Origin of the sequence: Laceyella sacchari (assembly GCF_004343255.1) — a bacterium.
Classification (GTDB): Bacteria; Bacillota; Bacilli; order Thermoactinomycetales; family Thermoactinomycetaceae; genus Laceyella; species Laceyella sacchari.
In genome coordinates this window covers 1-24,565 of sequence record NZ_SMDD01000003.1, presented here as the reverse complement: position 1 = coordinate 24,565, position 24,565 = coordinate 1, and the positions used below count along the sequence as shown (strand labels likewise).

The following is a 24,565-nucleotide window of genomic DNA, read 5'->3' as shown; positions in this document are numbered from 1 at the left end:
CTTTGTTTACGGAATGGTGATTGAGTTTTGAAAAATAGTTTACTATCTTGATAGCGTGATGTTTGGCAGAAATAAACTTAGAAGCAGAAGGTAAAAAGTAAAATTATTAGAATATTGTGATATAATTTAATCAGGACATACGTTTAAGCGAGATGGAGGTGTGCAGATGATTTTAACCAAAGGATTGCTTCGTTCTGCACAAAACTTTTCTGATCGATTGGCGGTTGTGGACGGCAAAGTCGCCCACACCTATCGTGCGTTTTCTGATAGAGTCAGCCGGTTGCAGCAAGCATTGAAGCAAGAAGGAATCGAGAAAGGGGATCGGGTGGCGATTCTCATGTTCAATGATTTTCGTTATCTAGAATTATTTTATGCGGTCACTGCGATCGGAGCGATAGCCGTTCCGCTCAATTATCGGTTGACGGCAGCGGAAATTGTTGAGCAGTTGCGCGATTCCAGTCCGAAAGCTCTCTTTTTTCATCAGGAATTCTCTCCCATCGTTGCCGGGATGGTGATGCGTGTCCTGTCAGTGCGTTTGTTTGTGAGAGTTGAAGGAGAGCGAAAGGAAGAGAAGATCGGGTTTATGATCGATTATGAAGAGTTGCTGCGGCCGTATTCCCCTCAGCCCCTCGCTTATGGTGAAGTGATAGAAGATGATGTGGCGGGAATCTTTTACACAGGGGGCACGACCGGGCGATCCAAAGGGGTGATGCTGACGCATCGCAATTTGGTGAGCAACGCTTACCATGCGGCGCTCACGTTTCGCTTTGACCGCTTTACCCGTTATGTCCACGCGGCGCCTATGTTCCATCTCGCTGACGGAGCTTGCACGTTTGCTTTAACTTTGGTCGGAGGAACACACCATATCCTTCGTACTTTTCAGCCTGATCTGTTCTTAGATTGGGTGGAGCAGGCTCAGCCGACTTCGGCGTTACTGGTTCCTACCATGGTCAACCGCCTGATCAATCACCCAGATGTGGAAAAGCGCAATTGCTCTTCGTTGCGACAATTGATCTATGGCGGTTCGGCAATGCCGGTGGAAGTGTTGAAGAAAGCGCGGGAAGTGTGGCCGCATCTTTCATTCACGCATGCATACGGAATGTCGGAAGCCGCACCAGTGGTGACGGCATTGCCGCCGGAAGATCATCAGGTGGAGGAACGTCTTGCTTCATGTGGGCAAGTTGTAACGGGAGTAGAGGCAAAAATCATCAATGACCACGGTGGCGAAGTTGGAGTGGGAGAAGTCGGGGAGTTAATTGTGCGCGGGCCCAATGTGATGAAAGGGTATTGGAACAGACCGGAAGAAACGGCTCTTGTGCTGAGGGATGGTTGGTATCATACAGGAGATATGGTTTATCGGGATGAACAGCATTACCTCTATGTCGTCGACCGTAAAAAGGATATGATCGTAACCGGTGGGGAGAATGTTTACTCAATAGAGGTAGAGCAGGTGCTTTACCAGCATCCGGCCGTGTTGGAAGTGGCGGTGATCGGGGTACCCGACCCCGATTGGGTGGAAGCGGTGAAGGCGTTGGTGGTCAAACGTGCGGACCAGGAAGTGGATGAGCAGACATTGTTGGATTTCTGCCGCGAGCGGTTGGCTGGTTTCAAAGTGCCCAAAAGCTTGACGTTCGTCGAAGAGTTGCCCAAGAGTGCAGCGGGGAAAATATTAAAACGCCTTTTGCGGGAGCAGTATAGCCAACCGGCTGACTGAACCTGACGGCGGATCGCACAGCCTACTCGGCCATGCGATCCATTTTTTATTACAAATTCGTTGTCTCCGGTGTATATGTATTAAGTTCAGTTCGTGGAGAGAGCGGCAGAAAAATTCCGGTTAATCCTCATCACGCATGAAGCAAATGATCTGCCCCTTTCACCAGACATACCCTGGATCTCACGCATCTTCTTGTCAAAAGTTACGCTTGGGCGAACGAGTCGGGATATTCCTCCATGAATGCTTGGATGATACGGGGGTATTCATCGTCATCGATTTCCTCGATCTGTTCATCCCGCACCTCAAAAAAGTAAACATCGGATTGCGGCCGTTCCGGATGGACATACATGGCCATCAACCGTCCGCCATAATCAAGGGTCGCCGCCAGGATGGCGAGAAAGGCTTCTTCATCGGTTTCCAAGCGCTGAAAAAAAATCGGTTCCACTTCTTGTAGAACCATTTCGGCATAGGTGTCGCCTGGATATCGCAAAACCAGAGAGGACTCGGTTTCGTCATCGACAATGTATAAATCTCGTTTGTGTTCCTTTTTCCACAGAAGCAAGAGGTGCTTCACATGGCGATGAATGAACACATATTGGTGCGGTGTTTGAAAGCGGATATTCATACGCGTTCCTCCATGGAGAAATTCTTGTTGGGAAACTCGGCTTGATGGACCGGGGGTTGGAACCGAACCTGTACCAACTGAGTCATTATGTGGAGATCTGTTCATAAATGGCAAGACATGATCTTCCTCCTTCATTACGATGGGTTTCAATCAATGCCATTATAGCAAAAGGGAACGAGTCGCCGCCGAATTATCTATTACATAGACAAGTTTGTATAACAAACAAATAATCCCAGTAAGTGGGAATGCACTGTTTCGCCCAACTGCTCATACCATATGATAACGAAACTGAAGGATGGGATGAGCGATGACCACCATTCGCAAAAATGTAGCAGATATGAGCAAACAGGAAAAGCGCAGGTTTGTCCGGGCTTTGTTAATCTTAAAGCAAAAACCGGGCCGCATTTCCCCAAGATGGGGCCGGTATGATGATTATGTGTATATCCATTTGAAGTCGATGGAAAACATGACGGCTGTTTACCCGGGATGGGCACACAGCGGGCCGGCGTTTCTCCCATGGCACCGCTATTTGCTGTACCAGTTGGAAAAGGATTTACAAGAGATTGACCCATCTGTGAGCATTCCGTATTGGGATTGGACTGCACAACGACGCTTGGATGATCCGCGGGGGCCGTGGACGGACGATTTTATGGGAGGAACTGGAGACCCGCGGTTAAACTATCGCGTGACCACGGGGCCATTTGCTTATCCGCGGTGGAAGTTGATCTTGTTTGAATATGGTGAACCGCGGTTGCCTTATTTGCGTCGGCAATTGGGAGTGGGTTTGGGAGGGCGTTCGATTTCCCTTCCCACTGCCGCAGAAGTAAAGAGTTGCTTGCGTGAAACGCCATATTATGTTCCCCCGTGGCGAGCAAAGCTGAATTTGCTAAGACCTGATAGTCCAGCTGTCCGACCCAGCTTTTGCAACCGCTTGGAGGGATGGTACGGGAAAGGGAACATCCACAACATCGTCCATCGTTGGATCGGCGGGGCTGCGCGAGGGTCCATGGCCTGGATGAGTGCGCCCAATGATCCGATTTTTTGGTTGCATCACGCCATGATTGACCGTTTGTGGGCTATTTGGCAAGCAAACCATCCTAAAGAAAAATATCAACCGGCGGGGATGAATGGGGAGCGCGGGCCGCGCGGCCACAACCTGCATGATGCGATGGAGCCTTGGAAGTCCATGGGACGGAAAGTGACGCCGGCGATGGTGTTGGATATGGAGAAATTGGGGTATCGCTATCAATAGAGGAAAAAGCCAAAATGTCCACGCTCAACCGAGCGCGACATTTTGGCTTTTTGTGGTTAAGATGGCACGACAGTAATGTAGCCGATCATCGGTCCTTCATGTTGCGCACTCAAATGGTCATGGCAAATGATTTCAAACGTGCCCACTTTGTCAGGGATGAACTCAACCGTGGTCACTTCCCCTTTGGCCACCTCGCTGTTCACCTGGAAAGAGGGGATAGAGACATGATGCTTTTTCCCATGGAATCCATGGATGTGTAAGCGGATTTTATCCCCTTTGACCACCGTAATGAACCCGGGGTCAAACCGATACACTTCCACTTCTTTGCCACCGTGGTTGGCTTCGTGCTCCACCGTGAACACGTGAATATCACGCGTAACTTGCTTTGCATTGGCGCGGGCGGTTGATTTGCCCGAAGCCGGGGAATCCTGATAAAAAAGAAAATCGGGGCGAAACAAGGCGATGCCAAGGAGGATCAGCCCCCCTGCAATAGAAAGAACGAGCCAACGGGTTGATGTGTCCATCATTTTCACCTCACTATCCTGAGCCGGCACCCAGGGTTTCCTAATAATTCCTTCTTATGGATGATAACCCCTTTTTGTTCGGGGAAATAACACAGAGGCATGTTTCTGCCACTCGCAAATGTTGTGTTTTTTGCTATAATGACAGGTGGGATAAGCGGGAGGGACGACGCTCAATCTTCTTTCCCATTGTTCGAGATGTGCCCATTCTCTACATAGTGGAATGGTGAAGGAGGTTACGTCATGGAAAAGAAGTTCGTAGATACCAGCCACCAAGACAATGAATTTATTGATTTTATGGTTTCCGCCGGTGTCGCTACGGCTCTGTTTTTGGGAATTTTTGTTGTAGCGACCGCGGTGCAATTGATGATGTAATTTTGTTGAAAGAGGGGGTTTCTGGCTGGAAATCCTCTCTTTTTATGATGGGGTTGGAGCTGTCGTAATAGAGCGGCGGTTGGCAAAAAAACACGTGTGAGCTATACTTCAAGATGGGTTAAACGGGTGAAGTTTTTTCAGCCCGATTTCGGGATCACCTTTTTGTAAGGGGATTCAAGGAAATCTGGGTGCTGATACATAGAATGGAGACGCGTTTGCCCATGATTGACCATGGATTGGAGGATCCGGGAATGAACGTTCATGAGTATCAAGGAAAGCAAATCCTGAAAAAATATGGTGTTGTGGTTCCGAACGGCCATGTTGCTTTCTCTCCGGAAGAGGCAGTAGAAGCGGCAGAGCGCCTGGGTGGAGACCTGTGGGTGGTTAAAGCTCAAATTCATGCTGGTGGCCGGGGCAAAGCAGGCGGTGTCAAATTGGCGCGCAGCTTGGATGAAGTGAAAGCGCACGCTACGGAATTGATCGGTAAGAAACTGGTGACGCACCAAACCGGCCCAGAAGGGAAAGAAGTTAAGCGTCTGCTGATTGAAGAAGGTTTGCCGATTGAGAAGGAATACTATGTGGGCGTGGTAATTGACCGCTCCACCCACCGCGTCGTGATGATGGCGTCGGAAGAAGGTGGCACCGAAATTGAGGAAGTGGCTGAAAAAACCCCGGAAAAAATCTTCAAAGAAGTGATTGATCCGGCTGTAGGTATGATGCCGTTCCAAGCAACCCGCTTGGCTTATAGCATCAATATCCCCAAAGACAAAATCAAGCAAGCCGTTAAATTTATGCTCGCTCTGTACCAAGCATTCGTGGAGAATGATTGCTCCTTGGCGGAAATCAACCCGCTCATCACCACCACGGACGGCCGTGTGATGGCGCTTGACGCCAAATTGAATTTTGACTCCAATGCGCTCTTCCGCCACAAAGATATTTTGGAAATGCGCGACTTGGATGAGGAAGATCCAAAAGAGATTGAAGCGTCGAAATACGATCTCAGTTATATCGCGCTCGATGGCAACATCGGTTGCATGGTTAATGGTGCGGGCTTGGCCATGGCCACCATGGATATCATCAAACATGTCGGCGGCGAACCGGCCAACTTCTTGGATGTGGGCGGCGGCGCTACCGAAGATAAAGTGCGCGAAGCGTTTAAGATCATTTTGTCCGACCCCAATGTAAAAGGCATTTTCGTCAATATTTTCGGTGGAATTATGAAGTGCGACGTCATCGCTAACGGCGTAGTTGGCGCGGCGAAACAAATCGGCTTGGACCGCCCGTTGGTAGTCCGCTTGGAGGGCACCAATGTTGAATTGGGCAAGAAGATCTTGAATGAGTCCGGACTGGATATTGTGGCGGCTGACTCCATGGAAGACGGCGCGAAGAAAATTGTGGAACTGGTGAAATAAGGAAATATAGGGACGCCCGAGAAAGGTGGGTTTATAAAGTGAGCATTTTTGTGAACAAAGATACGAAAGTGATTACGCAAGGGATTACAGGAGCAACCGGCTTGTTCCATACCAAACAGGCGCTGGAGTACGGCACCAAAGTGGTGGGCGGGGTTACCCCGGGCAAAGGTGGCACCGAGGTTGAAGGCGTACCTGTATTCAACACGGTGAGAGAAGCAGTGGCGGCGACCGGAGCGAACGCTTCCGTTATTTACGTTCCGCCAGCGTTTGCTGCCGATTCGATCATGGAGGCCGTTGACGCTGAGTTGGATCTGGTTGTGTGCATCACAGAAGGGATTCCGGTTCTGGACATGGTGAAAGTGAAACGGTATATGGAAGGCAAGAAGACACGCCTCATCGGTCCGAACTGTCCAGGTGTTATCACCCCCGGCGAGTGCAAAATTGGGATTATGCCAGGATATATCCACCAACCAGGCCACGTGGGTATCGTTTCGCGCAGTGGAACGCTGACCTACGAAGCGGTTCACCAATTGTCCACCCGTGGTATCGGCCAGTCCACCGCTGTGGGCATCGGGGGCGACCCTGTCAATGGCACCGATTTCATCGATTGCTTGCGGGCCTTTGAAGCTGATCCAGAGACCAAAGCAGTTGTGATGATCGGGGAAATCGGTGGCACAGCTGAAGAGGAAGCAGCTGAATGGATTAAAGCGAACATGACCAAACCGGTTGTTGGTTTCATCGGCGGTCAAACCGCGCCTCCAGGAAAACGGATGGGCCATGCCGGCGCAATCATCTCTGGCGGCAAAGGTACCGCAGCCGAGAAAATCGCCACCCTGCAACGTTGCGGTGTGACGGTGGCACCGACTCCGTCCGTTATTGGCGAAACATTGGTGAACGTATTGAAAGAACGAGGGTTGTTAGACGCTTGCACCACAGGTAAATAACAACGATCCAAGGGAACCTCTCGCCGGGTTCCCTTATTTTTTTCCTGGAGGGGAAGTGACTTGTATGGAGAAACGTGAATGTTGTATCATACTGAGTCAAGTGGAAGGGATCGGTTGGCAGACGGTTGATCGGTTTATGCGGCTTGCAGGGGAACCAACGCACATCAGCGTCGGCGAGATGTTGAATATATTGCGGATGTTGGGCGTCGCCGAGCGGGTGGTCGACCGGGCCAAAGCCTGTGCCCATTCTCTGTCCCAGCAGGTAGAAGCATGGGCAGCGGACGGGATCGAAGTCATCACTCGCTTTGATGAGGCATATCCTTTGTACCTGACGGAAATCGCGCAACCACCGTGGGTATTATTTTGTAAGGGTGACCGTTCTTTGCTGGGGGAGCCGAGCGTGGCCGTGGTGGGAACTCGTAAGCCCACGCCTTACGGATTGCGGGTTACGCGTATGTTGGCGCAAGCGCTGGCCGAACAGGGGCTCGTCGTCACCAGCGGGATGGCCAATGGCATCGACGGGGAAGCACACCGCGCCGTGTTAAAATCAACAGGGCGGACGATTGCTGTGCTGGGGGCGGGCATTGATGTGATCTATCCCAAGAATCATCGGACGTTGTATCAAGAATTGACCAACCGGGGGCTTGTTGTTTCCGAAATGCCTCCAGGGACTCCACCGCACCCGGGTTTATTTCCGCGGCGCAACCGCATCATTAGCGGATTGTCCCTGGGCACGTTGGTAGTGGAAGCTGCGGAGCGGTCAGGATCGTTGATCACTGCCGATTTTAGCATGGAACAAGGGCGGGAAGTATTCGCCGTGCCCGGCCCCATCACAACAACGCAAAGCCAGGGGACACTAAAATTGATCCAACAGGGAGCCAAATGCGTGCGTTCGGTAGAAGATATATTGGAAGAAATTCCATTTGTGGCGTATAATCAAGCCGTTCAACAAGATACGGTCACCTCTTCGGATTTGACGGAAGCGGAACAGTGGTTGCTGGAGCGAGTGGCGCCTGATCGGCCCGTGTCGATTGACCGGATCATGAGCTTGTCGGGGACGAAGTGGGAATTTGGTCAGATTCATCAGTCCTTGCTAAGTTTGGAACTGAAGGGTATGATCGCCTCCATGCCGGGAGGGCAGTACATTCGCAAATAGCTGTGACTGATGCGTGATTCTTTTCTCAGTTGAATAATGAACATCAAATTTGGTATTGTTACAAATACGAGTGTAAAAAACATCCGTAGAATACATGGCGATACTGTTGAGGGGAGGGCCATCTTATGGCCGATTCGCTGGTTATTGTCGAATCGCCCGCGAAAGCCAAAACCATTAAAAAATACTTAGGGAGCAAATACATTGTCAAGGCTTCGATGGGGCATGTGCGCGACTTGCCAAAGAGCCAAATGGGAGTCAATGTGGAAGATAAATTCACACCCAAGTACATTACCGTTCGGGGAAAAGGGGATGTCTTGAAAGAGTTGCGCCAGGCCAAAAAGAAAGTGAAGCGCGTGTATCTGGCCGCCGACCCTGACCGCGAAGGGGAAGCGATTGCTTGGCATTTGGCGCATATTCTCGACGTGCCACTCGATCAGGAATGCCGCGTGGTGTTTAACGAAATTACCAAACAAGCGGTGAAGGACGCTTTTAAACATCCACGTAAGATCAACATGGATTTAGTCAATGCGCAACAGGCGCGTCGTATCTTGGATCGGCTCGTTGGCTACGGGATCAGCCCGATTTTGTGGAAAAAGGTGAAAAAAGGGTTGAGCGCGGGGCGCGTGCAATCCGTTGCGGTCAAGTTAATCATGGATCGCGAGTTGGAGATTCGGCAATTCGTCCCTGAAGAATATTGGACGGTTACGGCCGTCTTGGCTAGTGGCGAAGATGAGGTGGAAGCGAAATTCCACGGTTACCACAATAAGAAAACAGAATTGAAGAGTGCGGAAGAAGTAGATAAACTGCTTGCTGACATCAAAGGGAAGCGCTTTATCGTCGAGGAAATCAAGACGAGCGAACGCAAACGCAATCCTGCTCCCTCGTTTATCACTAGCACGTTGCAACAGGAAGCGGCGCGCAAATTGAACTTCCGCGCCCAAAAAACGATGGCCGTCGCACAACAGTTGTATGAAGGGATCGATCTCGGCAAAGAGGGAACAGTCGGATTGATCACATATATGCGTACCGACTCTACCCGCATCTCAGAGACGGCCCAGGCTGAAGCGAAAGCTTACATCGAACAGACTTATGGCAAAGAATACTTACCGGCGTCCCCACGCACGCACAAGAAAAAAGCAGGTGCGCAAGACGCCCATGAAGCGATCCGCCCGACATCTGTCCTGCGAAAGCCGGCGGATATCAAAGAGTATTTGTCACGGGATCAGTTTCGACTGTACAAACTGATCTGGGAGCGGTTTGTCGCTTCACAGATGGCAACGGCGGTTTTTGATTCGGTTACGGCAGATATCCGCGCGGGAGACGCTTTGTTCCGAGCCACGGGGTCGAAGCTGAAGTTTGCCGGATTTATGAAAGTGTATGTGGAGGGCAATGACGAAAATAAAAAGGAAGAAGATCAGTTGTTGCCGCCGCTTACTGAGGGGCAAACCCTCAAACGGAAACGCATCGACCCAAAACAGCACTTTACCCAGCCGCCTCCGCGCTATTCCGAGGCGAGCTTGGTGAAAGAGCTGGAAGAGAAAGGAATCGGGCGGCCTAGTACCTATGCGCCCACGTTGGAAACGATCCAGAAGCGTGGATATGTGTTTTTGAAAGAGAAACGGTTTGTTCCCTCTGAGTTGGGAGAGATTGTGATCCAATTGATCGGAGAATTCTTCCCGGAGATTTTGGATGTGAAATTCACGGCGAATATGGAAGATGACTTGGATCAAGTGGAAGAGGGAAAAGCGGATTGGATTCAAGTCCTAGACCACTTTTACCAGCCGTTTCAAAAGCGGTTACAGACGGCTGAAAAAGAGATGGCAGAAGTAGAGCTGGAAGATGAGGTTTCCGATGAAGTATGTGAGAAATGCGGCAGTCCGATGGTGTACAAATTTGGCCGTTTCGGCAAGTTTTTGGCTTGCTCCGCGTTTCCGGAATGCCGCAATACCAAAGCCATCGTCAAGTCGACCGGAGTGACGTGCCCAGAATGCAAACAAGGTGAAGTGGTCGAACGCAAAAGCAAAAAACAACGAACCTTTTATGGTTGCAACCGATACCCCGACTGTGAATTCGTTTCATGGGATGCGCCGGTCGCGCGCCCTTGCCCCAAGTGCAAAGGGATGATGGTGGAGAAAAGAGGGAAAAAGGGAACGGTGATTCGTTGCACCTCATGTGACTACAACGAAGAAACGAAGGACTAAGGAGAGAAGATAACCATGACACAACCAGTTGTGACCGTCGTTGGTGCTGGCCTTGCCGGCAGTGAAGCCGCATGGCAGTTGGCAGAACGGGGTGTGCGCGTCAAGCTGTATGAAATGCGGCCTGTCAAAATGACGCCGGCCCACCGCGGAGGCCAGTTTGCTGAGTTGGTGTGCAGCAATTCTCTGCGCGCCGCTACCTTGACCAACGCAGTCGGTATTCTGAAGGAAGAGATGCGCCGCCTGGATTCCTTAATCATGCGCGCCGCGGATAAACATGCTGTTCCGGCGGGAGGGGCGCTGGCGGTTGACCGGGAAGGCTTTTCGCAAGAGATCACCGACACGCTTCACAATCATCCTCTTGTGGAAGTAGTAAATGAAGAGCTGGAAACCATTCCGGATGGGCCGGTGGTAATCGCGACCGGGCCACTGACGTCGGCGTCGCTGTCCGCACGGTTAAAGGAGCTGACAGGGGAAGAGTATCTGTATTTTTATGATGCCGCTGCTCCGATTGTAGAAAAAGAGAGCATCGACATGGAGAAGGTGTTTGTGGCGTCCCGCTATGACAAAGGGGAAGCAGCCTATTTGAATTGTCCGATGACCGAAGAGGAATTTGACCGCTTTTATGAAGCGCTTGTCTCGGCCGAGACAGCCCCGTTGAAGGAATTTGAAAAAGAGATATACTTCGAGGGATGCATGCCGATTGAGGTGTTGGCCAAGCGGGGTAAGAAAACACTGCTTTTCGGCACGATGAAACCGGTCGGATTGATCGATCCGCGAACGGGGAAACGGCCTTACGCCGTCGTCCAGTTGCGCCAAGACAACAGTGCGGGTACCTTGTTTAACATCGTCGGTTTCCAAACCCATTTGAAGTGGGGACCGCAGAAAGAAGTGATTCAATTAATCCCTGGTTTGGAAAATGCCGAGATTGTCCGGTATGGCGTCATGCACCGCAACACATTTATCAATTCCCCCAAACTGTTGAAGCCGACGTACCAATTCCGCGAACGTGAAGACTTGTTTTTTGCGGGACAGATGACGGGAGTGGAAGGGTATGTGGAATCGGCCGCCGCGGGTTTGATTGCGGGGATCAATGCCGCCCGGTTGGTACAAGGGCAGGAATTGACTGTACCGCCCAAAACGACGGCTATTGGCAGCTTGGCACACTATATTACCACAGCCGATCCCAAACATTTCCAACCGATGAATGCCAATTTTGGATTATTTGAGGAGTTGCCTGTGCGGATTCGGGGTAAAAAAGAACGTGCGGAAAAATATGCAGAGCGAGCGCTGGAAGAAATTGCAGTGTTTGCTCGCCAGGTGGCCGATTGCTGATCGACGGCCACTGTGGGTAGAAGGAGCGCAAGATTCGACAGGATTGGATGAGACCAATGACCTGTGGGTGAAAGAGAAAGCGGCTGGAAGCCTGTAAGCAAGTTGATTGCCAAACAAAAGGAGGAGAGCGGGCAACCTGAAGCTTAGCAGGAGTATGACACCTTCAGCTCTCAGGGAGAGGCCCGCCGCCTTTCGTGTCATCGACTGAAATCATAGATATGGGCTTGCCGTTATCTTACCCCTCCTTCAAGCTGGATTGGCGCACGGATTATGCTGAATCTGACGTACCAAAGAGGAGGAAATCACGATATGGGTCAATTCCACGCCACCACGATTTTTGCGGTGAGGCATAAAGGAGAGGCCGCCATTGCTGGAGACGGGCAAGTGACTTTTGGCAATCAAATGATCATGAAGCACGGTGCTAAAAAAGTGCGCCGTTTGTATAAAGGGCAAGTGTTGGCCGGATTTGCCGGCTCTGTTGCCGACGCCATCACCCTGTTTGAGAAGTTTGAAGCCAAGCTGGAGGAGTTTCACGGCAATCTGGCCCGTGCCGCTGTCGAGCTGGCTAAAGAGTGGCGGACGGATAAAATGTTGCGCCAATTGGAGGCGATGATGATCGTACTGAACCGTGAGCAATTGCTTCTCATCTCGGGGACGGGGGAAGTGATCGAACCCGATGACGAAGTGTTGGCCATCGGATCAGGCGGGAGCTATGCATTGTCCGCCGGGAGGGCGTTAAAACGGTATGCTCCTGATCTGACAGCGCGGGAAATCGCATATGCCGCACTCAGTATTGCCAGTGAAGTGTGTGTCTTTACCAATGACCAAATCATTGTGGAGGAGATTTGACATGACGCTATTGAATCCCCAACAAAAATGGACTCCACGACAAATTGTGGCGGAATTGGATAAATACATCGTGGGCCAGGATAAAGCGAAACGGGCAGTGGCCATCGCGCTTCGTAACCGTTACCGTCGTTCGCTCTTGCCCGATGACCTGAAAGAGGAAGTGATGCCCAAAAACATTTTGATGATCGGTCCAACAGGTGTCGGGAAAACGGAGATTGCCCGCCGCTTGGCCAAGCTTGTTGGAGCGCCGTTCGTCAAATTGGAGGCGACCAAGTTCACCGAAGTGGGCTATGTAGGGCGCGACGTAGAATCAATGGTGCGCGATCTGGTTGAAACAGGTATTCGTATGGTAAAACAGGAGAAATTGGAAAGTGTCAAAGAGCAGGCGCGACAATTGGCGGATGAACGAATTGTCGAAATATTGGTACCGGAGAAAAAAGCGGCGTCTGCCTTTAAAAATCCATTGGAGCTACTTTTCCAGCAAAATAGCGGATCATCTAGCCAAGCGCAAGATCCCAGTGAGCAAGCGCGCATACGCAGTGAGCGGCAACAGATGAGGGAGAAACTGGCAAGGGGTGAGTTGGAAGAACAGATCATCGAAATTGAGGTAGAAGAGCAAGCCCCCATGATGGATATGTTTCAAGGCATGGGCATCGACCAGATGGGCATGAACATGCAAGAGATGTTGGGGCAATTTATGCCTAAGAAAAAGAAGCGCCGCCGTTTGAAAGTGAAAGACGCGCGCGAAGTCTTGATTCAACAGGAAGGCCAGAAGCTGATCGACATGGACATGGTGACCCAAGACGCGATCGAGCGCGTTGAACAATCCGGCATCATCTTCCTTGACGAGATTGACAAAATCGCTGGCAAAGACCGGCACGGACCGGATGTTTCCCGAGAAGGGGTTCAGCGGGACATTCTGCCTATCGTAGAAGGCTCTACAGTGATGACCAAATACGGCCCGGTCAAAACCGACCATATCTTGTTCATTGCTGCCGGGGCTTTCCACGTGTCCAAACCTTCCGATCTCATTCCCGAATTGCAAGGACGGTTCCCTATTCGGGTTGAACTGGATGACTTGACCGCCGACGACTTTGTTCGCATTCTGACTGAGCCGAAAAGTGCTTTGATCAAACAATACACGGCTTTGTTAGAAACCGAAGGGATTCAGGTGACATTCACTCCTGAAGCCATTCAGGAATTGGCCCGCTTGGCCGCTGAAGTGAACCGTTCCACGGAAAACATCGGAGCGCGGCGGTTGCACACCATTCTGGAATGCCTCCTGGAAGAATTGTCGTTTGAGGCTCCTGAGATCAGAATGGGCGAAATTACGATCACGCCGCAATATGTCAAACAGCGCCTGCAGGATATTGCCGAGGATCGCGATTTGAGTCAATACATCTTATAGAGAGGAGAATGAGGGCGATGCATCTCCTGTCCAAGTCGAGGCGAATCAATCGCTTGTTGCAACAGGCAGAGGGACGGGCGGTCAGCTTTATGGAGATGTCCCGCATCATGAGCGAGGTGATCGCATGCAACATCTATGTGATCAGCCGCAAAGGGAAAATATTGGGATGTGGAAGTCCTGTGTCGGGAACCGGAGTAGAGCTTGAAAATATGAATGCGGGTGAAAAGATTACTGCCGAAATCAACGCCCAATTGCTCGGATTCTCAGAAACGAATGCCAATATTGAGTCGCTGGGCGAATTACATTTTGCCAACCCGGTGCCGCTTTCCCCTTATTTCACCATTGTTCCCATCCAGGGAGGGGGTGAGCGGCTGGGTACATTGTTGCTCGCGCGCCTGGGTAATCCGTTTGTCCATGATGATCTGGTGTTGGCGGAAGTGGCGGCGACTGTCGTCGGCATGGAGATTTTCCGCCAAAAAGCGGAGAAAGCGGCGGGAGACGCACGGTGCCGGGCCATGGTGCAATTGGCGATCGACTCTTTGTCCTTCAGCGAACTTGAGGCGGTCGAGGAGATTTTTGAAGAGATGGACGGCAAAGAAGGGTTGCTGGTCGCCAGCCGCATTGCGGATCGGGCCGGAATCACCCGCTCGGTTATCGTTAACGCCTTGCGGAAGCTGGAAAGTGCGGGTGTTATCGAATCCCGTTCACTGGGCATGAAAGGGACGCACATCAAGATTTTAAACGACCATCTATCGCCGGCATTGGAAAAACTACGCAGTTCTTAACAAATCGCGATTACAACTTGCGTAGCCGAATAGGGATATGGTATATTCTTGAATGGTGCGAACACACACGTCGAGGTAGCGGACAGGTGGTGCCGGTTTGATCCCGGTTACTGTCCTCGATGACTTCGGCGGAGGATAAAAACCAAACTTAAGGAGGACTTACCCATATGGCAGTTGTATCCATGAAACAATTGTTGGAAGCCGGGGTACACTTCGGACACCAAACCCGTCGTTGGAACCCCAAAATGAGCAAGTACATCTTCACCGAACGTAACGGAATCTACATCATCGACCTGCAAAAAACCGTCAAAATGATGGAACAAGCGTACAACTTCGTACGCGAACTGTCTGCGAACGGCGGCAACGTCCTGTTCGTTGGTACCAAAAAACAAGCGCAAGAGGCAGTGAAAGAAGAAGCTGCGCGTTGCGATATGTTCTATGTGAACCACCGTTGGTTGGGTGGTACGCTCACCAACTTCCAAACCATCCGCAAACGCATCGAGCGCCTGCATGATTTGGAGCGTATGGAAGAAGACGGCACGTTTGATGTGCTTCCGAAAAAAGAAGTTATTCTTCTGAAGAAGGAGCAAGCCAAACTGGAGAAATTCTTGGGCGGCATCAAGCACATGAAAAAACTGCCTGACGCTCTCTTCGTGATCGACCCGCGCAAAGAGCGCATCGCGGTGGCCGAAGCTCGCAAGCTCAACATCCCAATCGTGGCGATTGTTGACACCAACTGCGATCCGGACGAAGTCGATTATGTCATCCCGGGTAACGATGATGCCATCCGTGCCGTTCGTCTGTTCACCGGCAAAATTGCTGATGCGATTTTGGAAGGTCGTCAAGGCGAGCAACAAAGCACAACTGCTTCTTAATGAGTGAAAGAGGGTGGCATGAAACAAATGCGTTTCTTGCCCACCCCTTTTTATACGCAAAAAACTTAAGGAGGACCTCACATGGCAATTACTGCTGCTATGGTAAAGGAACTGCGCGAAAAAACCGGCGCAGGCATGATGGATTGTAAAAAAGCACTCACCGAAACTGGTGGGGACATGAACAAAGCGATCGAGTACCTGCGTGAGAAAGGGATCGCCAAAGCTGAGAAAAAATCGGACCGCATTGCGGCTGAGGGGATTGTTGAATCCTACATACATGCTGGCGGACGGATCGGCGTGCTCGTTGAAGTAAACTGTGAGACCGATTTCGTTGCCAAAAACGAAGATTTCCGTCAATTCGTTAAAGATGTTGCGATGCAAATCGCTGCGATGAGCCCCAAATATGTTCGTCGTGAAGAAATCCCACAAGAAGAGATCGAAAAAGAGCGTGAAATCCTCAGACAACAAGCCCTGCAAGAAGGCAAACCGGCTAACATCGTCGACAAAATGGTGGAAGGCCGCCTGACCAAACACTTCAAAGAAATCTGCTTGGTTGACCAAGCATTCGTGAAAGACTCCGACAAAACGATTGACCAAGTAACCAAAGAATTGATCGCCAGAATTGGAGAAAACATCAACATTCGCCGTTTCGTCCGCTTCGAGATGGGTGAAGGTCTTGAAAAACGCCAAGACAACTTCGTAGAAGAAGTAATGGCTCAAGTGAAGAAAGACTAAGGCAGTTATATAGGGGAACACGGCCAATGTGTTCCCCTTTTTTTAAGACAAGTTGCATATTGGTTGGAACGGAGGAACGTCATGAGTACTCCCAAGTACAAACGGGTTGTCTTGAAGTTGAGCGGTGAAGCTTTGGCAGGAGGAATGGGCTACGGCATCGAATCTAATGTGATTCACTCTTTGGCCAAACAGATCAAAGAGGTTGTGGAACTTGGCGTGGAAGTGGCTGTCGTGGTTGGCGGCGGCAATATCTGGCGTGGGATTAAAGGGTCCGAGCGGGGCATTGACCGGGCCACGGCCGATTATATGGGGATGCTGGCTACAGTGATGAACTCCCTCGCATTGCAAGATGCGATGGAGAGCATGGACGTCCCCACCCGTGTGCAATCTTCCATTGAAATGCGACAAGTGGCCGAGCCTTACATCCGCCGGCGCGCAATTCGCCATCTGGAGAAAGGGCGTGTCGTGATTTTTGCAGCTGGAAACGGCAACCCATTCTTCTCTACAGACACGACCGCCGCGCTTCGAGCTGCCGAAATTGAGGCGGAAGTGATCTTGATGGCGAAAAACGGTGTGGACGGCGTCTACACAGCCGATCCCTCCAAAGATCCCAATGCGGAAAAATATGAATCGCTCACATACCTCGAGATCCTCAGCAAAGGGCTGAAGGTGATGGACTCCACTGCTTCCTCACTGTGCATGGACAACAATATTCCGCTGATTGTCTTCAACATCTCTGAAGAAGGCAATATTCGCCGCGTTCTATTAGGAGAACATATTGGAACATTGGTAAAGGGGAGCGTATAAGTATGAACCAGGTGAAAAACCAGGCGCAAGACAAAATGGACAAGGCCATCCAAGTGTTGAAGAAAGACTTGTTGACACTGCGTGCGGGACGGGCTAATCCTGCGATTCTGGATAAGGTGATGGTTGAATATTATGGTTCTGAGATGCCAATCAACCAAACCGCCAACATCTCGGCGCCGGACCCGCGCACGCTGTTGATCCAGCCTTGGGACAAATCCGTTCTGAACGAGATTGAGCGTGCGATCTTGAAATCGGAGTTGGGGTTGACCCCAACCAATGACGGGAGTGTCATTCGCATCACCATTCCGGCACTGACGGAAGAACGCCGGACTGAGTTGGTAAAAGTGGCGCGCAAAATGGGTGAAGAAGCGAAAATCGCCATCCGTAACGTTCGCCGGGATGCCAATGATGAGCTGAAAAAAATGGAGAAAAACGGAGACATTCCTGAAGACACTTCCCGTCGTGGCCAAGAAGAAATTCAAAAACTGACAGACCGTTTCATCAAAGAAGTGGACCAAGTGGTGGGAGATAAAGAGAAAGAAATCATGGAGATTTAACGTGGTTCAATAGAGCATGGTCTGGGTGGGAACCCCTTCGCTTTCGAGGGGGTTTTCTATCTACATTAGCCTTGCTTGTCTGGGGCGTGTCTGAACAAGTCAGACGGCCGGGGGCCGTTTTCATGACACGCCCTGGCGAGATGAGTTCTTGGTTCGGGGGAATGTTCTATGATCAAATCGTTGAAGCGCTTTGTAAGTGCAGAAAATCCAGATAAAGGCGCGAAAAGAACGAAAGAGGAACTGTTGGAATCCATCAAGTCTGCGCCCTTGCCGGAGCATGTTGCCATCATCACAGATGGAAACGGGCGATGGGCCAAAAAGCGCGGCCTTCCGCGTACAGCGGGCCATGCCCAAGGAATGAAGCGTGTGCGCGAAACCATTCGCGCCGCTGATGCGCTGGGAATCAAAGTGCTAACGTTCTATTCCTTTTCCACAGAGAATTGGAAACGTCCGCAAGACGAAGTGGAATACTTGATGAAATTGCCTATTGAATTTTTGAAGACCGACTTGAATGAATTGATCGAGCGTAACGTAAAAGTGCAAATGCTGGGCGAGAAAAGCAAAACTCCCTCGGCCACTCAGCAAGCCCTGTTGGCGTTTGAAGAGAAAACCAAAGATAATACGGGTCTTATCCTAAATTTTGCGATCAATTACGGTTCTCGGGATGAAATCCTTCAAGCCGTTCACCGGATTATAGATGACGTACAAAATGGTCATATTGATAAGGAACAAGTGAATGAACAATTGATGAGTCAATATTTGTTGACCAAGGGATTGCCTGATCCCGACTTAGTCATTCGCACCAGCGGGGAAATCCGCGTCAGCAATTTCTTGTTGTGGCAATTGGCGTATAGCGAACTGTTGTTTACGGATGTACTTTGGCCTGACTTTACCGATGAAATATTCTATGAAGCGATCGAAGACTTTCAAGGTCGTTCGCGTCGGTTTGGAGCGGTGTAATAGACAGGGGAATAGTATATGAAGGAACGTATCATTACAGGTGTATTAGGGGCTGTGGGATTCTTGCTCATCGCCTATGCAGGCGGCTGGCTGTATACGGGTATGATGTTTTTGTTGGCCGTTCTTTCGTTTTTGGAATATGCCAAAATGAATCGGACTCCCCTCACCAGCTTGCAAACGCTCATCGGTGTCGGGATTGTTGCGCTGTTGTTTTTAAGCGGCTTGATAAAAGAGCATATGCTGCCCACAGCGGCTTTCTTGCAGGACCCCGCCCCCATGATGTGTGGCCTTGCCCTTTACATGGTTCTGATCGTTCTGAGCCGAAATCGGTTTGATCTCTTTCAGATGGCTTATCTGTTTGTCGGTGCCATATATATAGGGTATGGGTTTTCCTACATGATGCAGACGATTTGGAAACCGGACGGTTTGACATGGTCGCTGTTGGCGATCTTGGTAACGTGGGCCAATGATTCAGGTGCGTATTTCATCGGCAAACGATGGGGCCAACGCAAATTGTGGCCGGACATCAGCCCCAATAAGACGATTGAAGGATCGCTCGGCGGAGTGCTGTTTGGACTGATAATGAGTCTGATCATCTGCATTGTGTCGGGATTGGGCAACATTATGTTTGCAATTGGAATCGGTTTGTTGATCACGATCGTGGGGCAAGTGGGCGATTTGGTGGAGTCCGCTTGGAAACGAAGTGTAGGCGTGAAGGATTCCGGCACCATATTGCCCGGACATGGCGGTGTGTTGGATCGTTTTGATAGTCTTATTTTCACGTTTATCATCTTGTATCTGTTTCAGGTGGTGTAAAGGGGAGGAATAAAGATGCCGGAGAAGATAGCGATTCTCGGCTCGACGGGCTCAATTGGGACGAGTACGTTGGATGTGGTTGCACAGCATCCAGAGGAATATCAAGTGGTTGCCCTGGCTGCCGGAACCAATGTCGATAAAATGATTGAGCAAGTAAAACAATTTCAACCATTGCTTGTCGCCATGAAAACGAAAGAGGCGGCTGAGCGAGTGGCACGGGAAATCCCATCCCACATCAACGTGTTGTGGGGCGAGAAAGGCATGCTAGAAGTGGCGGCACATCAGGATGCGACGGTTGTTTTGTCGGCGTTGGTGGGGAGTGCGGGGTTAAGGCCTACCTTGGCCGCCATTCGGGCGAAGAAGAAAGTGGCCTTAGCCAACAAAGAAACACTGGTGACGGCAGGTCATATCGTCACAGCCGAAGCCAAACGGAACGGTGTCCCCATTCTTCCCGTCGACAGCGAGCATTCCGCGATCTTTCAATGTTTGAACGGAGAACATTTTGAAGATGTTGTGCGGTTGTTGGTGACCGCCTCCGGTGGGTCCTTCCGGGATCGCACAAGGGAAGAGTTGAAAGACGTTACTGTGGAAATGGCGCTGAAACATCCGAACTGGGCCATGGGCGCCAAAGTCACCATCGATTCGGCAACGATGATGAACAAAGGCTTTGAAGTGATTGAAGCACACTGGTTATTTGATTTGCCATATGAGAAAATAGATGTAATTCTTCATCCTCAAAGCATTATTCATTCCTTGGTCGAATTTCGCGATGGGGCGGTCATGGCTCAGCTCGGCACACCGGATATGAAAGTGCCTATCCAATACGCGCTGTCCTATCCGCGCCGGTTGCCGCTGATGACAGAGCGGTTGGACTTGCTGAAGTTGGCTCGGCTCGATTTCCGCCCAGCTGATTTTAACCGGTATCCGTGTTTGCGGATGGCTTATGAAGCGGGTAAAGCTGGAGGAACCATGACGACCGTTTTAAATGCGGCCAATGAAGTTGCAGTCGCCGCCTTCCTCAAAGGAAACTGTTCCTTCTTGATGATCGAAGAAGTGTTGGAGCGAGCGCTAAATGCGCACACTCCGGTTTCCTGCCCATCGCTGGAAGAAATTGATGAAGCCGACATGTGGGCACGGCAATTTGCTTCCGACGTCATGCTGCACTCGGTGTAGATGGTTTGAGGCTGTTGATTACCGGATGGTGGTGAAAACCCATGCAACAAGTGATTGTGTTTATATTGGTGCTGAGTTTTTTGGTGTTTATCCATGAGTTGGGCCATTTTCTCTTCGCCAAGCGTGCAGGGATATTGGTCAGGGAGTTTGCGATCGGTTTTGGACCGAAGATTTTCGGTAAGATCCACGGGGAAACGTTGTATTCGATTCGGGCCTTGCCGTTGGGCGGCTTTGTGCGCATGGCTGGTGAAGATGCCGAGTTGGTGGAGTTGAAAACGGGCACGCTTGTTTATGCTACGCAGACGGCAGACAAGCTGGATCATGTCTACCTTTACGAGCCGCCGCAACAAGATCAAGCGGTCGTAATGGGTCGCGTGGTGGAGGCTGACTTGGAGAAGGAGCTTTACATCTTGCTCGAAGATCAAGATGGCCGCGAGCATCGCTATGCACTGCATCCCCAGGCGATGATTCATTACGATCAGAAAAATGTGATGCAGATCGCACCCTTGGATCGTCAGTTTGGTTCTAAAACGACTGGACAAAAGGCGATGGCCATTTTTGCCGGCCCCTTGTTCAACATTGTGTTGACGGTGATCCTCTTTACCGTGCTTACGATGATGTCTGGAATCGAAGATCGGTTGCCAGTGGATGAAGTAGTGGCCAATTCGCCTGCAGCCAAAGCCGGTATCCAGGCTGGGGATTTGATCACGGCGGTTGATGGCAAAGAAGTCCGGAATATGGATCAATTGCGGTATGCGTTGATCGAGTCCAAAGGCCAGGAAGTGAAGGTGACCGTCAAGCGCGGTGAGCAGGTGAAGGAATTCGGGGTCACCCCTCAAAAAAATGGGGAATTGTATCAAATCGGTGTGCAGTTTCTCCAAGATGAGATGAGACGGGATGCTTCGTTCGGGGAAGCGATCGGTGCAGGATTTACCAAGACGTATGATTGGACGGTTATGATCGTGGACAGCCTTGGCAAATTGGTGACAGGCCAAATGTCTGTTGAAAGCCTCGGCGGTCCGGTCCAGATGGGTAATATCACCGGGAAGGCCGCTCAGAGCGGGATCGAACCTTTGATCCAGATCACCGCACTGTTGAGTTTAAACTTGGGGATTTTCAACCTGCTTCCTATTCCGGCCCTAGATGGCAGTCGGCTTGTTTTTATCGGTTTGGAGGCAATCCGTCGCCGGCCGATTGACCCCACGAAAGAAAGCATGGTGCATTTTGTCGGCTTTGCACTGTTGATGATGCTGATGATTTTCGTTACATACAACGACATCAGAAAGATCTTTTTTTCGTAGGTTTCAATTAAACCGAAGTTCATCTGAGATGGGCTTCGGTTTTTCTCATGTCGTGAATTTGCATCCGATGCGTGCCAAGCCAATTAAGTGGGCTGTTGAAGTGTTGGGAAACGATGTACCTGATGCCATTTGTCATGTGTGAAGCGAAGGGGAAATAAAACATCGGCTTTTATCTCTTCGTGATTTTTTGTATGATTATGAGTGATGTAGCGTAATGGAAAAAGAGAGGGATTGTTGTATGCGGCAAAAAAATGCACTTATGCCGACTTTGCGTACGGTAAGTGAAGCGGAAATGGTCAGCCATCAATTGATGTTACGGGCGGGATATATCCGCCAATTGGCGGCGGGAATTTATACATATCTGCCATTGGGATATCGCGTCTTAAACAAAGTGTCGAACATCGTGCGGGAAGAGATGGATCGCATTGGAGCCCAAGAGTTGTTGCTCCCAGCACTCCATCCATCTGAACTGTGGCAAGAGACGGGTCGTTGGGACGCGTACGGCCCGGAACTGTTCAAAGTGAAAGACCGCCATGACCGGGAATTCGCGGCTGGGCCGACCCATGAAGAGGTGATTACCAATCTGTTGCGGGGAGAGATCAATTCCTACAAAAAACTGCCTATGTCCCTGTACCAGATCCAAACCAAATTCCGTGACGAAAAACGGCCTCGCTCCGGCCTGTTGCGCGGGCGTGAGTTTTTGATGAAAGACGCCTATTCTTTCCATGCTGATCGGGAGTCGCTTGACAAAACGTATGAAGACATGTACCAAGCTTACCAAAACATTTTCACCCGATTGGGTCTTGACTTCCGTGCGGTAGAAGCGGATGCAGGGGCAATTGGTGGGAAAGGCACCCATGAATTCATGGTCTTGTCTGATGCCGGTGAAGATACGATCGCGATGTGTGCTTCGTGTGACTACGCGGCTAATATTGAGATGGCGACCGTCGTTGGCGAAACGCAAGCAGAGGAGCGAGTGGCAGGCTCAGCTATTGAAAAGGTAGCCACCCCAGGAAAACGCTCGATTGAAGAAGTCGCGTCATTCTTGCAAGTGGGCCCGGAACGGTTGGTGAAAAGCTTGTTGTTCGTTGTTGACGGTGAACCTGTGCTGGTTCTGGTGCGCGGTGACCACGAAGTGAATGATGTGAAAGTGAAAAATCTGTTGGAAGGCACCGTGTGTGAATTGGCAGATGAGGAAACTGTTCGCCGAGTGGCTGGCGTTCCGAGCGGGTTTGTGGGGCCGGTCGGCTTGAAGGAACAGGTGAAGGTGCTGGCAGACCAAGCCGTCATGCAGTTGGGTAGCCTGATTGTGGGTGCCAATGAAGTAGACGCTCATCTGATGCACGTTCAGGTCGATCGTGACTTTACTGTCGATTTGGTGGGCGATCTGCGCAACATCCAAGAAGGTGACGTTTGCCCGCGTTGCGGCGGCGCGATCCATTTTAAGCGCGGAATTGAAGTGGGCCATGTCTTTAAACTAGGCACGCGCTACAGTGAAGCGATGAACGCCCGTTTCTTGGACGCAAATGGAAAGGAACAACCTTTCATCATGGGTTGCTATGGAATCGGTATTTCCCGTGTGGTGGCGTCTGTCATTGAACAGCACCATGACGAAAACGGCATTATCTGGCCGGTTGCGGTGGCACCGTTCACTGTTCACCTGATTGCCGTCAATATGAAGAATGAAGAACAGAGCAAGGTGGCCGAGAGCTTGTATGCGGAATTGAAGCAAGCGGGCATCGAAGTTCTGTTTGACGACCGTTTGGAGCGGGCAGGCGTGAAATTCAAAGATGCCGACCTGCTCGGCATTCCCGTCCGGATCACTGTGGGAGCCAAAGCGGGTGAGGGTCTCGTTGAGATCAAACTGCGCCGCTCGGGCGAGAGTAAGGAAGTGGCGGTTGCCGATCTGCTGAATGAATTGCCGGCTTGGATTAAGCGAGCTGACCAATAAGTTATGTGAAAGAACCCCCTTTCCCAAATCAATTTGGAGAAAGGGGTTTTTTGTTGTGTGTGATCGCATGTTATTAAAGAGGGTTTAAAGATAAATGGAATAATCAAGTAGCAAAGACTGGTTGCTGACTATTTTTAGATCAAAAGCCGTTTTAACACCTATCTTCTCTACAAAGTAAGACTTGTCCATCAAATAAATAAATACTTCCGAGCGCTATTCATAACTAACTCAAATGATTACATACATTTTTTTGTTCTATACATTCCTTTGGGTTGCTTTGTCATGGAAAATCTCCTGCTTTGATGTTTAACGTATGGTGTTGGCCGAGAAATGATGGATCATGCGGTGCAAATAGGAGTGTGCCGAGTGATACCTATCAAAATCGTTCCCCTCTGCATGAATGTGACATGTTTATTCATCATAAAAATTCAGCTTGAGGAGTAGGCATCAGCACGACGCATTTATCGGGGAAGATAGGAGCTTGTATCTGATTCCGTGAAAGCGTCCTTTGGGTGATTTGTTCGCTTCTTCGGCTCATCAGGTTTTTATATTAGAAAGAGATTTATTTATGTGCGTGATAGAATTGATAACAGCAAAGTGCTTGATAACACTGGCTTTTGAGAAGATGCGAGATCGCTGTGAAAAAGAAAGCTATATTTTTTCTAAAAAACTACTTGCAATGATTTTATAGGCGTGATATATTATTTCTTGTCGCCGCGATGCGGTGATAACAAAGAGAGACGCACCTTGAAAATTAGATATGGAATAAAGCAACGAGGTTAAGAAGGAGATCCTTCTTAGATCGTCGATGTTGCA

At 50.2% G+C, this 24,565-nt stretch carries 22 protein-coding genes; 20 read left to right on the top strand and 2 right to left on the bottom strand.

Annotated elements, in window-relative coordinates; all coding sequences use genetic code 11:
- Positions 1-166: 166 nt before the first annotated feature.
- Entirely contained in the window at positions 167-1,714 is a 1,548-nt protein-coding gene (locus EDC32_RS10570) for a long-chain-fatty-acid--CoA ligase (RefSeq protein WP_132222103.1), read from the top strand.
- A gap of 202 nt (positions 1,715-1,916) precedes the next feature.
- On the opposite strand, the gene EDC32_RS10565 is transcribed toward EDC32_RS10570, so the two are convergent.
- Positions 1,917-2,339: a hypothetical protein gene (locus tag EDC32_RS10565; RefSeq protein ID WP_132222101.1), complete on the bottom strand. Its 423-nt coding sequence runs from the start codon at positions 2,337-2,339 to the stop codon at positions 1,917-1,919.
- A gap of 307 nt (positions 2,340-2,646) precedes the next feature.
- On the opposite strand from EDC32_RS10565, the gene EDC32_RS10560 reads away from it, so the two are divergent.
- Complete coding sequence (locus EDC32_RS10560; protein ID WP_132222099.1) at positions 2,647-3,591, top strand: tyrosinase family protein; 945 nt, start codon at positions 2,647-2,649, stop codon at positions 3,589-3,591.
- Between the two features lie 56 nt (positions 3,592-3,647).
- On the opposite strand, the gene EDC32_RS10555 is transcribed toward EDC32_RS10560, so the two are convergent.
- Entirely contained in the window at positions 3,648-4,118 is a 471-nt protein-coding gene (locus tag EDC32_RS10555; RefSeq protein ID WP_132222097.1) for a cupredoxin domain-containing protein, read from the bottom strand.
- 237 nt (positions 4,119-4,355) lie between these two features.
- Here EDC32_RS10555 and EDC32_RS16755 point away from each other — a divergent pair, with 237 nt between their 5' ends.
- The 18 genes from EDC32_RS16755 (at position 4,356) to EDC32_RS10470 (ending at position 23,749) form a co-directional block, all read left to right on the top strand.
- Positions 4,356-4,487, top strand: a complete 132-nt coding sequence (locus tag EDC32_RS16755) for a hypothetical protein (protein ID WP_259435586.1) — start codon at positions 4,356-4,358, stop codon at positions 4,485-4,487.
- A gap of 251 nt (positions 4,488-4,738) precedes the next feature.
- A complete protein-coding gene (gene sucC / locus EDC32_RS10550) occupies positions 4,739-5,899 on the top strand; it encodes an ADP-forming succinate--CoA ligase subunit beta (RefSeq protein WP_102993850.1) in 1,161 nt (386 codons plus the stop codon).
- Positions 5,900-5,937: 38 nt separating this feature from the next.
- A complete protein-coding gene (gene sucD, locus EDC32_RS10545) occupies positions 5,938-6,843 on the top strand; it encodes a succinate--CoA ligase subunit alpha (RefSeq protein WP_022736271.1) in 906 nt (301 codons plus the stop codon).
- Positions 6,844-6,907: 64 nt separating this feature from the next.
- Positions 6,908-7,999: a DNA-processing protein DprA gene (gene dprA, locus EDC32_RS10540; protein ID WP_132222095.1), complete on the top strand. Its 1,092-nt coding sequence runs from the start codon at positions 6,908-6,910 to the stop codon at positions 7,997-7,999.
- Between the two features lie 125 nt (positions 8,000-8,124).
- Positions 8,125-10,200: a type I DNA topoisomerase gene (topA, locus tag EDC32_RS10535; protein ID WP_132222093.1), complete on the top strand. Its 2,076-nt coding sequence runs from the start codon at positions 8,125-8,127 to the stop codon at positions 10,198-10,200.
- Positions 10,201-10,215: 15 nt separating this feature from the next.
- Positions 10,216-11,532: an FADH(2)-oxidizing methylenetetrahydrofolate--tRNA-(uracil(54)-C(5))-methyltransferase TrmFO gene (gene trmFO, locus EDC32_RS10530; protein ID WP_132222091.1), complete on the top strand. Its 1,317-nt coding sequence runs from the start codon at positions 10,216-10,218 to the stop codon at positions 11,530-11,532.
- 309 nt (positions 11,533-11,841) lie between these two features.
- On the top strand, positions 11,842-12,381 hold the full coding sequence (hslV, locus tag EDC32_RS10525; RefSeq protein WP_132222089.1) for an ATP-dependent protease subunit HslV: 540 nt from the start codon (positions 11,842-11,844) through the stop codon (positions 12,379-12,381).
- A gap of 1 nt (position 12,382) precedes the next feature.
- Positions 12,383-13,789: an ATP-dependent protease ATPase subunit HslU gene (gene hslU / locus EDC32_RS10520; protein WP_211341922.1), complete on the top strand. Its 1,407-nt coding sequence runs from the start codon at positions 12,383-12,385 to the stop codon at positions 13,787-13,789.
- A 17-nt stretch (positions 13,790-13,806) separates the two neighbouring features.
- Positions 13,807-14,574: a GTP-sensing pleiotropic transcriptional regulator CodY gene (gene codY, locus EDC32_RS10515; RefSeq protein ID WP_132222966.1), complete on the top strand. Its 768-nt coding sequence runs from the start codon at positions 13,807-13,809 to the stop codon at positions 14,572-14,574.
- A gap of 167 nt (positions 14,575-14,741) precedes the next feature.
- Complete coding sequence (gene rpsB / locus EDC32_RS10510; protein ID WP_022736264.1) at positions 14,742-15,449, top strand: 30S ribosomal protein S2; 708 nt, start codon at positions 14,742-14,744, stop codon at positions 15,447-15,449.
- Positions 15,450-15,530: 81 nt separating this feature from the next.
- Positions 15,531-16,184: a translation elongation factor Ts gene (gene tsf / locus EDC32_RS10505; RefSeq protein WP_132222085.1), complete on the top strand. Its 654-nt coding sequence runs from the start codon at positions 15,531-15,533 to the stop codon at positions 16,182-16,184.
- Between the two features lie 81 nt (positions 16,185-16,265).
- Positions 16,266-16,991, top strand: a complete 726-nt coding sequence (gene pyrH / locus EDC32_RS10500) for a UMP kinase (RefSeq protein WP_132222083.1) — start codon at positions 16,266-16,268, stop codon at positions 16,989-16,991.
- A 2-nt stretch (positions 16,992-16,993) separates the two neighbouring features.
- Complete coding sequence (frr, locus tag EDC32_RS10495) at positions 16,994-17,548, top strand: ribosome recycling factor (protein ID WP_022736261.1); 555 nt, start codon at positions 16,994-16,996, stop codon at positions 17,546-17,548.
- A 168-nt stretch (positions 17,549-17,716) separates the two neighbouring features.
- Positions 17,717-18,508, top strand: coding sequence for an undecaprenyl pyrophosphate synthase (locus tag EDC32_RS10490; RefSeq protein ID WP_132222081.1), 792 nt, complete (start codon positions 17,717-17,719; stop codon positions 18,506-18,508).
- 18 nt (positions 18,509-18,526) lie between these two features.
- Positions 18,527-19,324 carry a phosphatidate cytidylyltransferase gene (locus EDC32_RS10485; RefSeq protein ID WP_132222079.1) on the top strand — a complete coding sequence of 266 codons (798 nt, stop codon included), beginning with the start codon at positions 18,527-18,529 and terminating at the stop codon, positions 19,322-19,324.
- 15 nt (positions 19,325-19,339) lie between these two features.
- Entirely contained in the window at positions 19,340-20,497 is a 1,158-nt protein-coding gene (locus tag EDC32_RS10480) for a 1-deoxy-D-xylulose-5-phosphate reductoisomerase (RefSeq protein ID WP_132222077.1), read from the top strand.
- 41 nt (positions 20,498-20,538) lie between these two features.
- Positions 20,539-21,798 carry an RIP metalloprotease RseP gene (rseP, locus tag EDC32_RS10475; RefSeq protein WP_132222075.1) on the top strand — a complete coding sequence of 420 codons (1,260 nt, stop codon included), beginning with the start codon at positions 20,539-20,541 and terminating at the stop codon, positions 21,796-21,798.
- 238 nt (positions 21,799-22,036) lie between these two features.
- Positions 22,037-23,749 (top strand): proline--tRNA ligase, encoded by a 1,713-nt coding sequence (locus EDC32_RS10470; RefSeq protein ID WP_132222073.1) that lies wholly within the window; start codon positions 22,037-22,039, stop codon positions 23,747-23,749.
- Positions 23,750-24,565 lie beyond the last annotated feature (816 nt).

Coding starts and splice junctions, on each gene's coding strand:
- tsf (WP_132222085.1), top strand. CDS start 15,531: ATGGCAATTACTGCTGCTATGGTAAAGGAACTGCGCGAAAAAACCGGC.
- rseP (WP_132222075.1), top strand. CDS start 20,539: ATGCAACAAGTGATTGTGTTTATATTGGTGCTGAGTTTTTTGGTGTTT.
- topA (WP_132222093.1), top strand. CDS start 8,125: ATGGCCGATTCGCTGGTTATTGTCGAATCGCCCGCGAAAGCCAAAACC.
- codY (WP_132222966.1), top strand. CDS start 13,807: ATGCATCTCCTGTCCAAGTCGAGGCGAATCAATCGCTTGTTGCAACAG.
- EDC32_RS10490 (WP_132222081.1), top strand. CDS start 17,717: ATGATCAAATCGTTGAAGCGCTTTGTAAGTGCAGAAAATCCAGATAAA.
- rpsB (WP_022736264.1), top strand. CDS start 14,742: ATGGCAGTTGTATCCATGAAACAATTGTTGGAAGCCGGGGTACACTTC.
- frr (WP_022736261.1), top strand. CDS start 16,994: ATGAACCAGGTGAAAAACCAGGCGCAAGACAAAATGGACAAGGCCATC.
- sucC (WP_102993850.1), top strand. CDS start 4,739: ATGAACGTTCATGAGTATCAAGGAAAGCAAATCCTGAAAAAATATGGT.
- EDC32_RS10470 (WP_132222073.1), top strand. CDS start 22,037: ATGCGGCAAAAAAATGCACTTATGCCGACTTTGCGTACGGTAAGTGAA.
- hslV (WP_132222089.1), top strand. CDS start 11,842: ATGGGTCAATTCCACGCCACCACGATTTTTGCGGTGAGGCATAAAGGA.
- trmFO (WP_132222091.1), top strand. CDS start 10,216: ATGACACAACCAGTTGTGACCGTCGTTGGTGCTGGCCTTGCCGGCAGT.
- EDC32_RS16755 (WP_259435586.1), top strand. CDS start 4,356: ATGGAAAAGAAGTTCGTAGATACCAGCCACCAAGACAATGAATTTATT.
- hslU (WP_211341922.1), top strand. CDS start 12,383: ATGACGCTATTGAATCCCCAACAAAAATGGACTCCACGACAAATTGTG.
- EDC32_RS10560 (WP_132222099.1), top strand. CDS start 2,647: ATGACCACCATTCGCAAAAATGTAGCAGATATGAGCAAACAGGAAAAG.
- EDC32_RS10555 (WP_132222097.1), bottom strand. CDS start 4,118: ATGATGGACACATCAACCCGTTGGCTCGTTCTTTCTATTGCAGGGGGG.
- pyrH (WP_132222083.1), top strand. CDS start 16,266: ATGAGTACTCCCAAGTACAAACGGGTTGTCTTGAAGTTGAGCGGTGAA.
- dprA (WP_132222095.1), top strand. CDS start 6,908: ATGGAGAAACGTGAATGTTGTATCATACTGAGTCAAGTGGAAGGGATC.
- EDC32_RS10480 (WP_132222077.1), top strand. CDS start 19,340: ATGCCGGAGAAGATAGCGATTCTCGGCTCGACGGGCTCAATTGGGACG.
- EDC32_RS10565 (WP_132222101.1), bottom strand. CDS start 2,339: ATGAATATCCGCTTTCAAACACCGCACCAATATGTGTTCATTCATCGC.
- EDC32_RS10570 (WP_132222103.1), top strand. CDS start 167: ATGATTTTAACCAAAGGATTGCTTCGTTCTGCACAAAACTTTTCTGAT.
- EDC32_RS10485 (WP_132222079.1), top strand. CDS start 18,527: ATGAAGGAACGTATCATTACAGGTGTATTAGGGGCTGTGGGATTCTTG.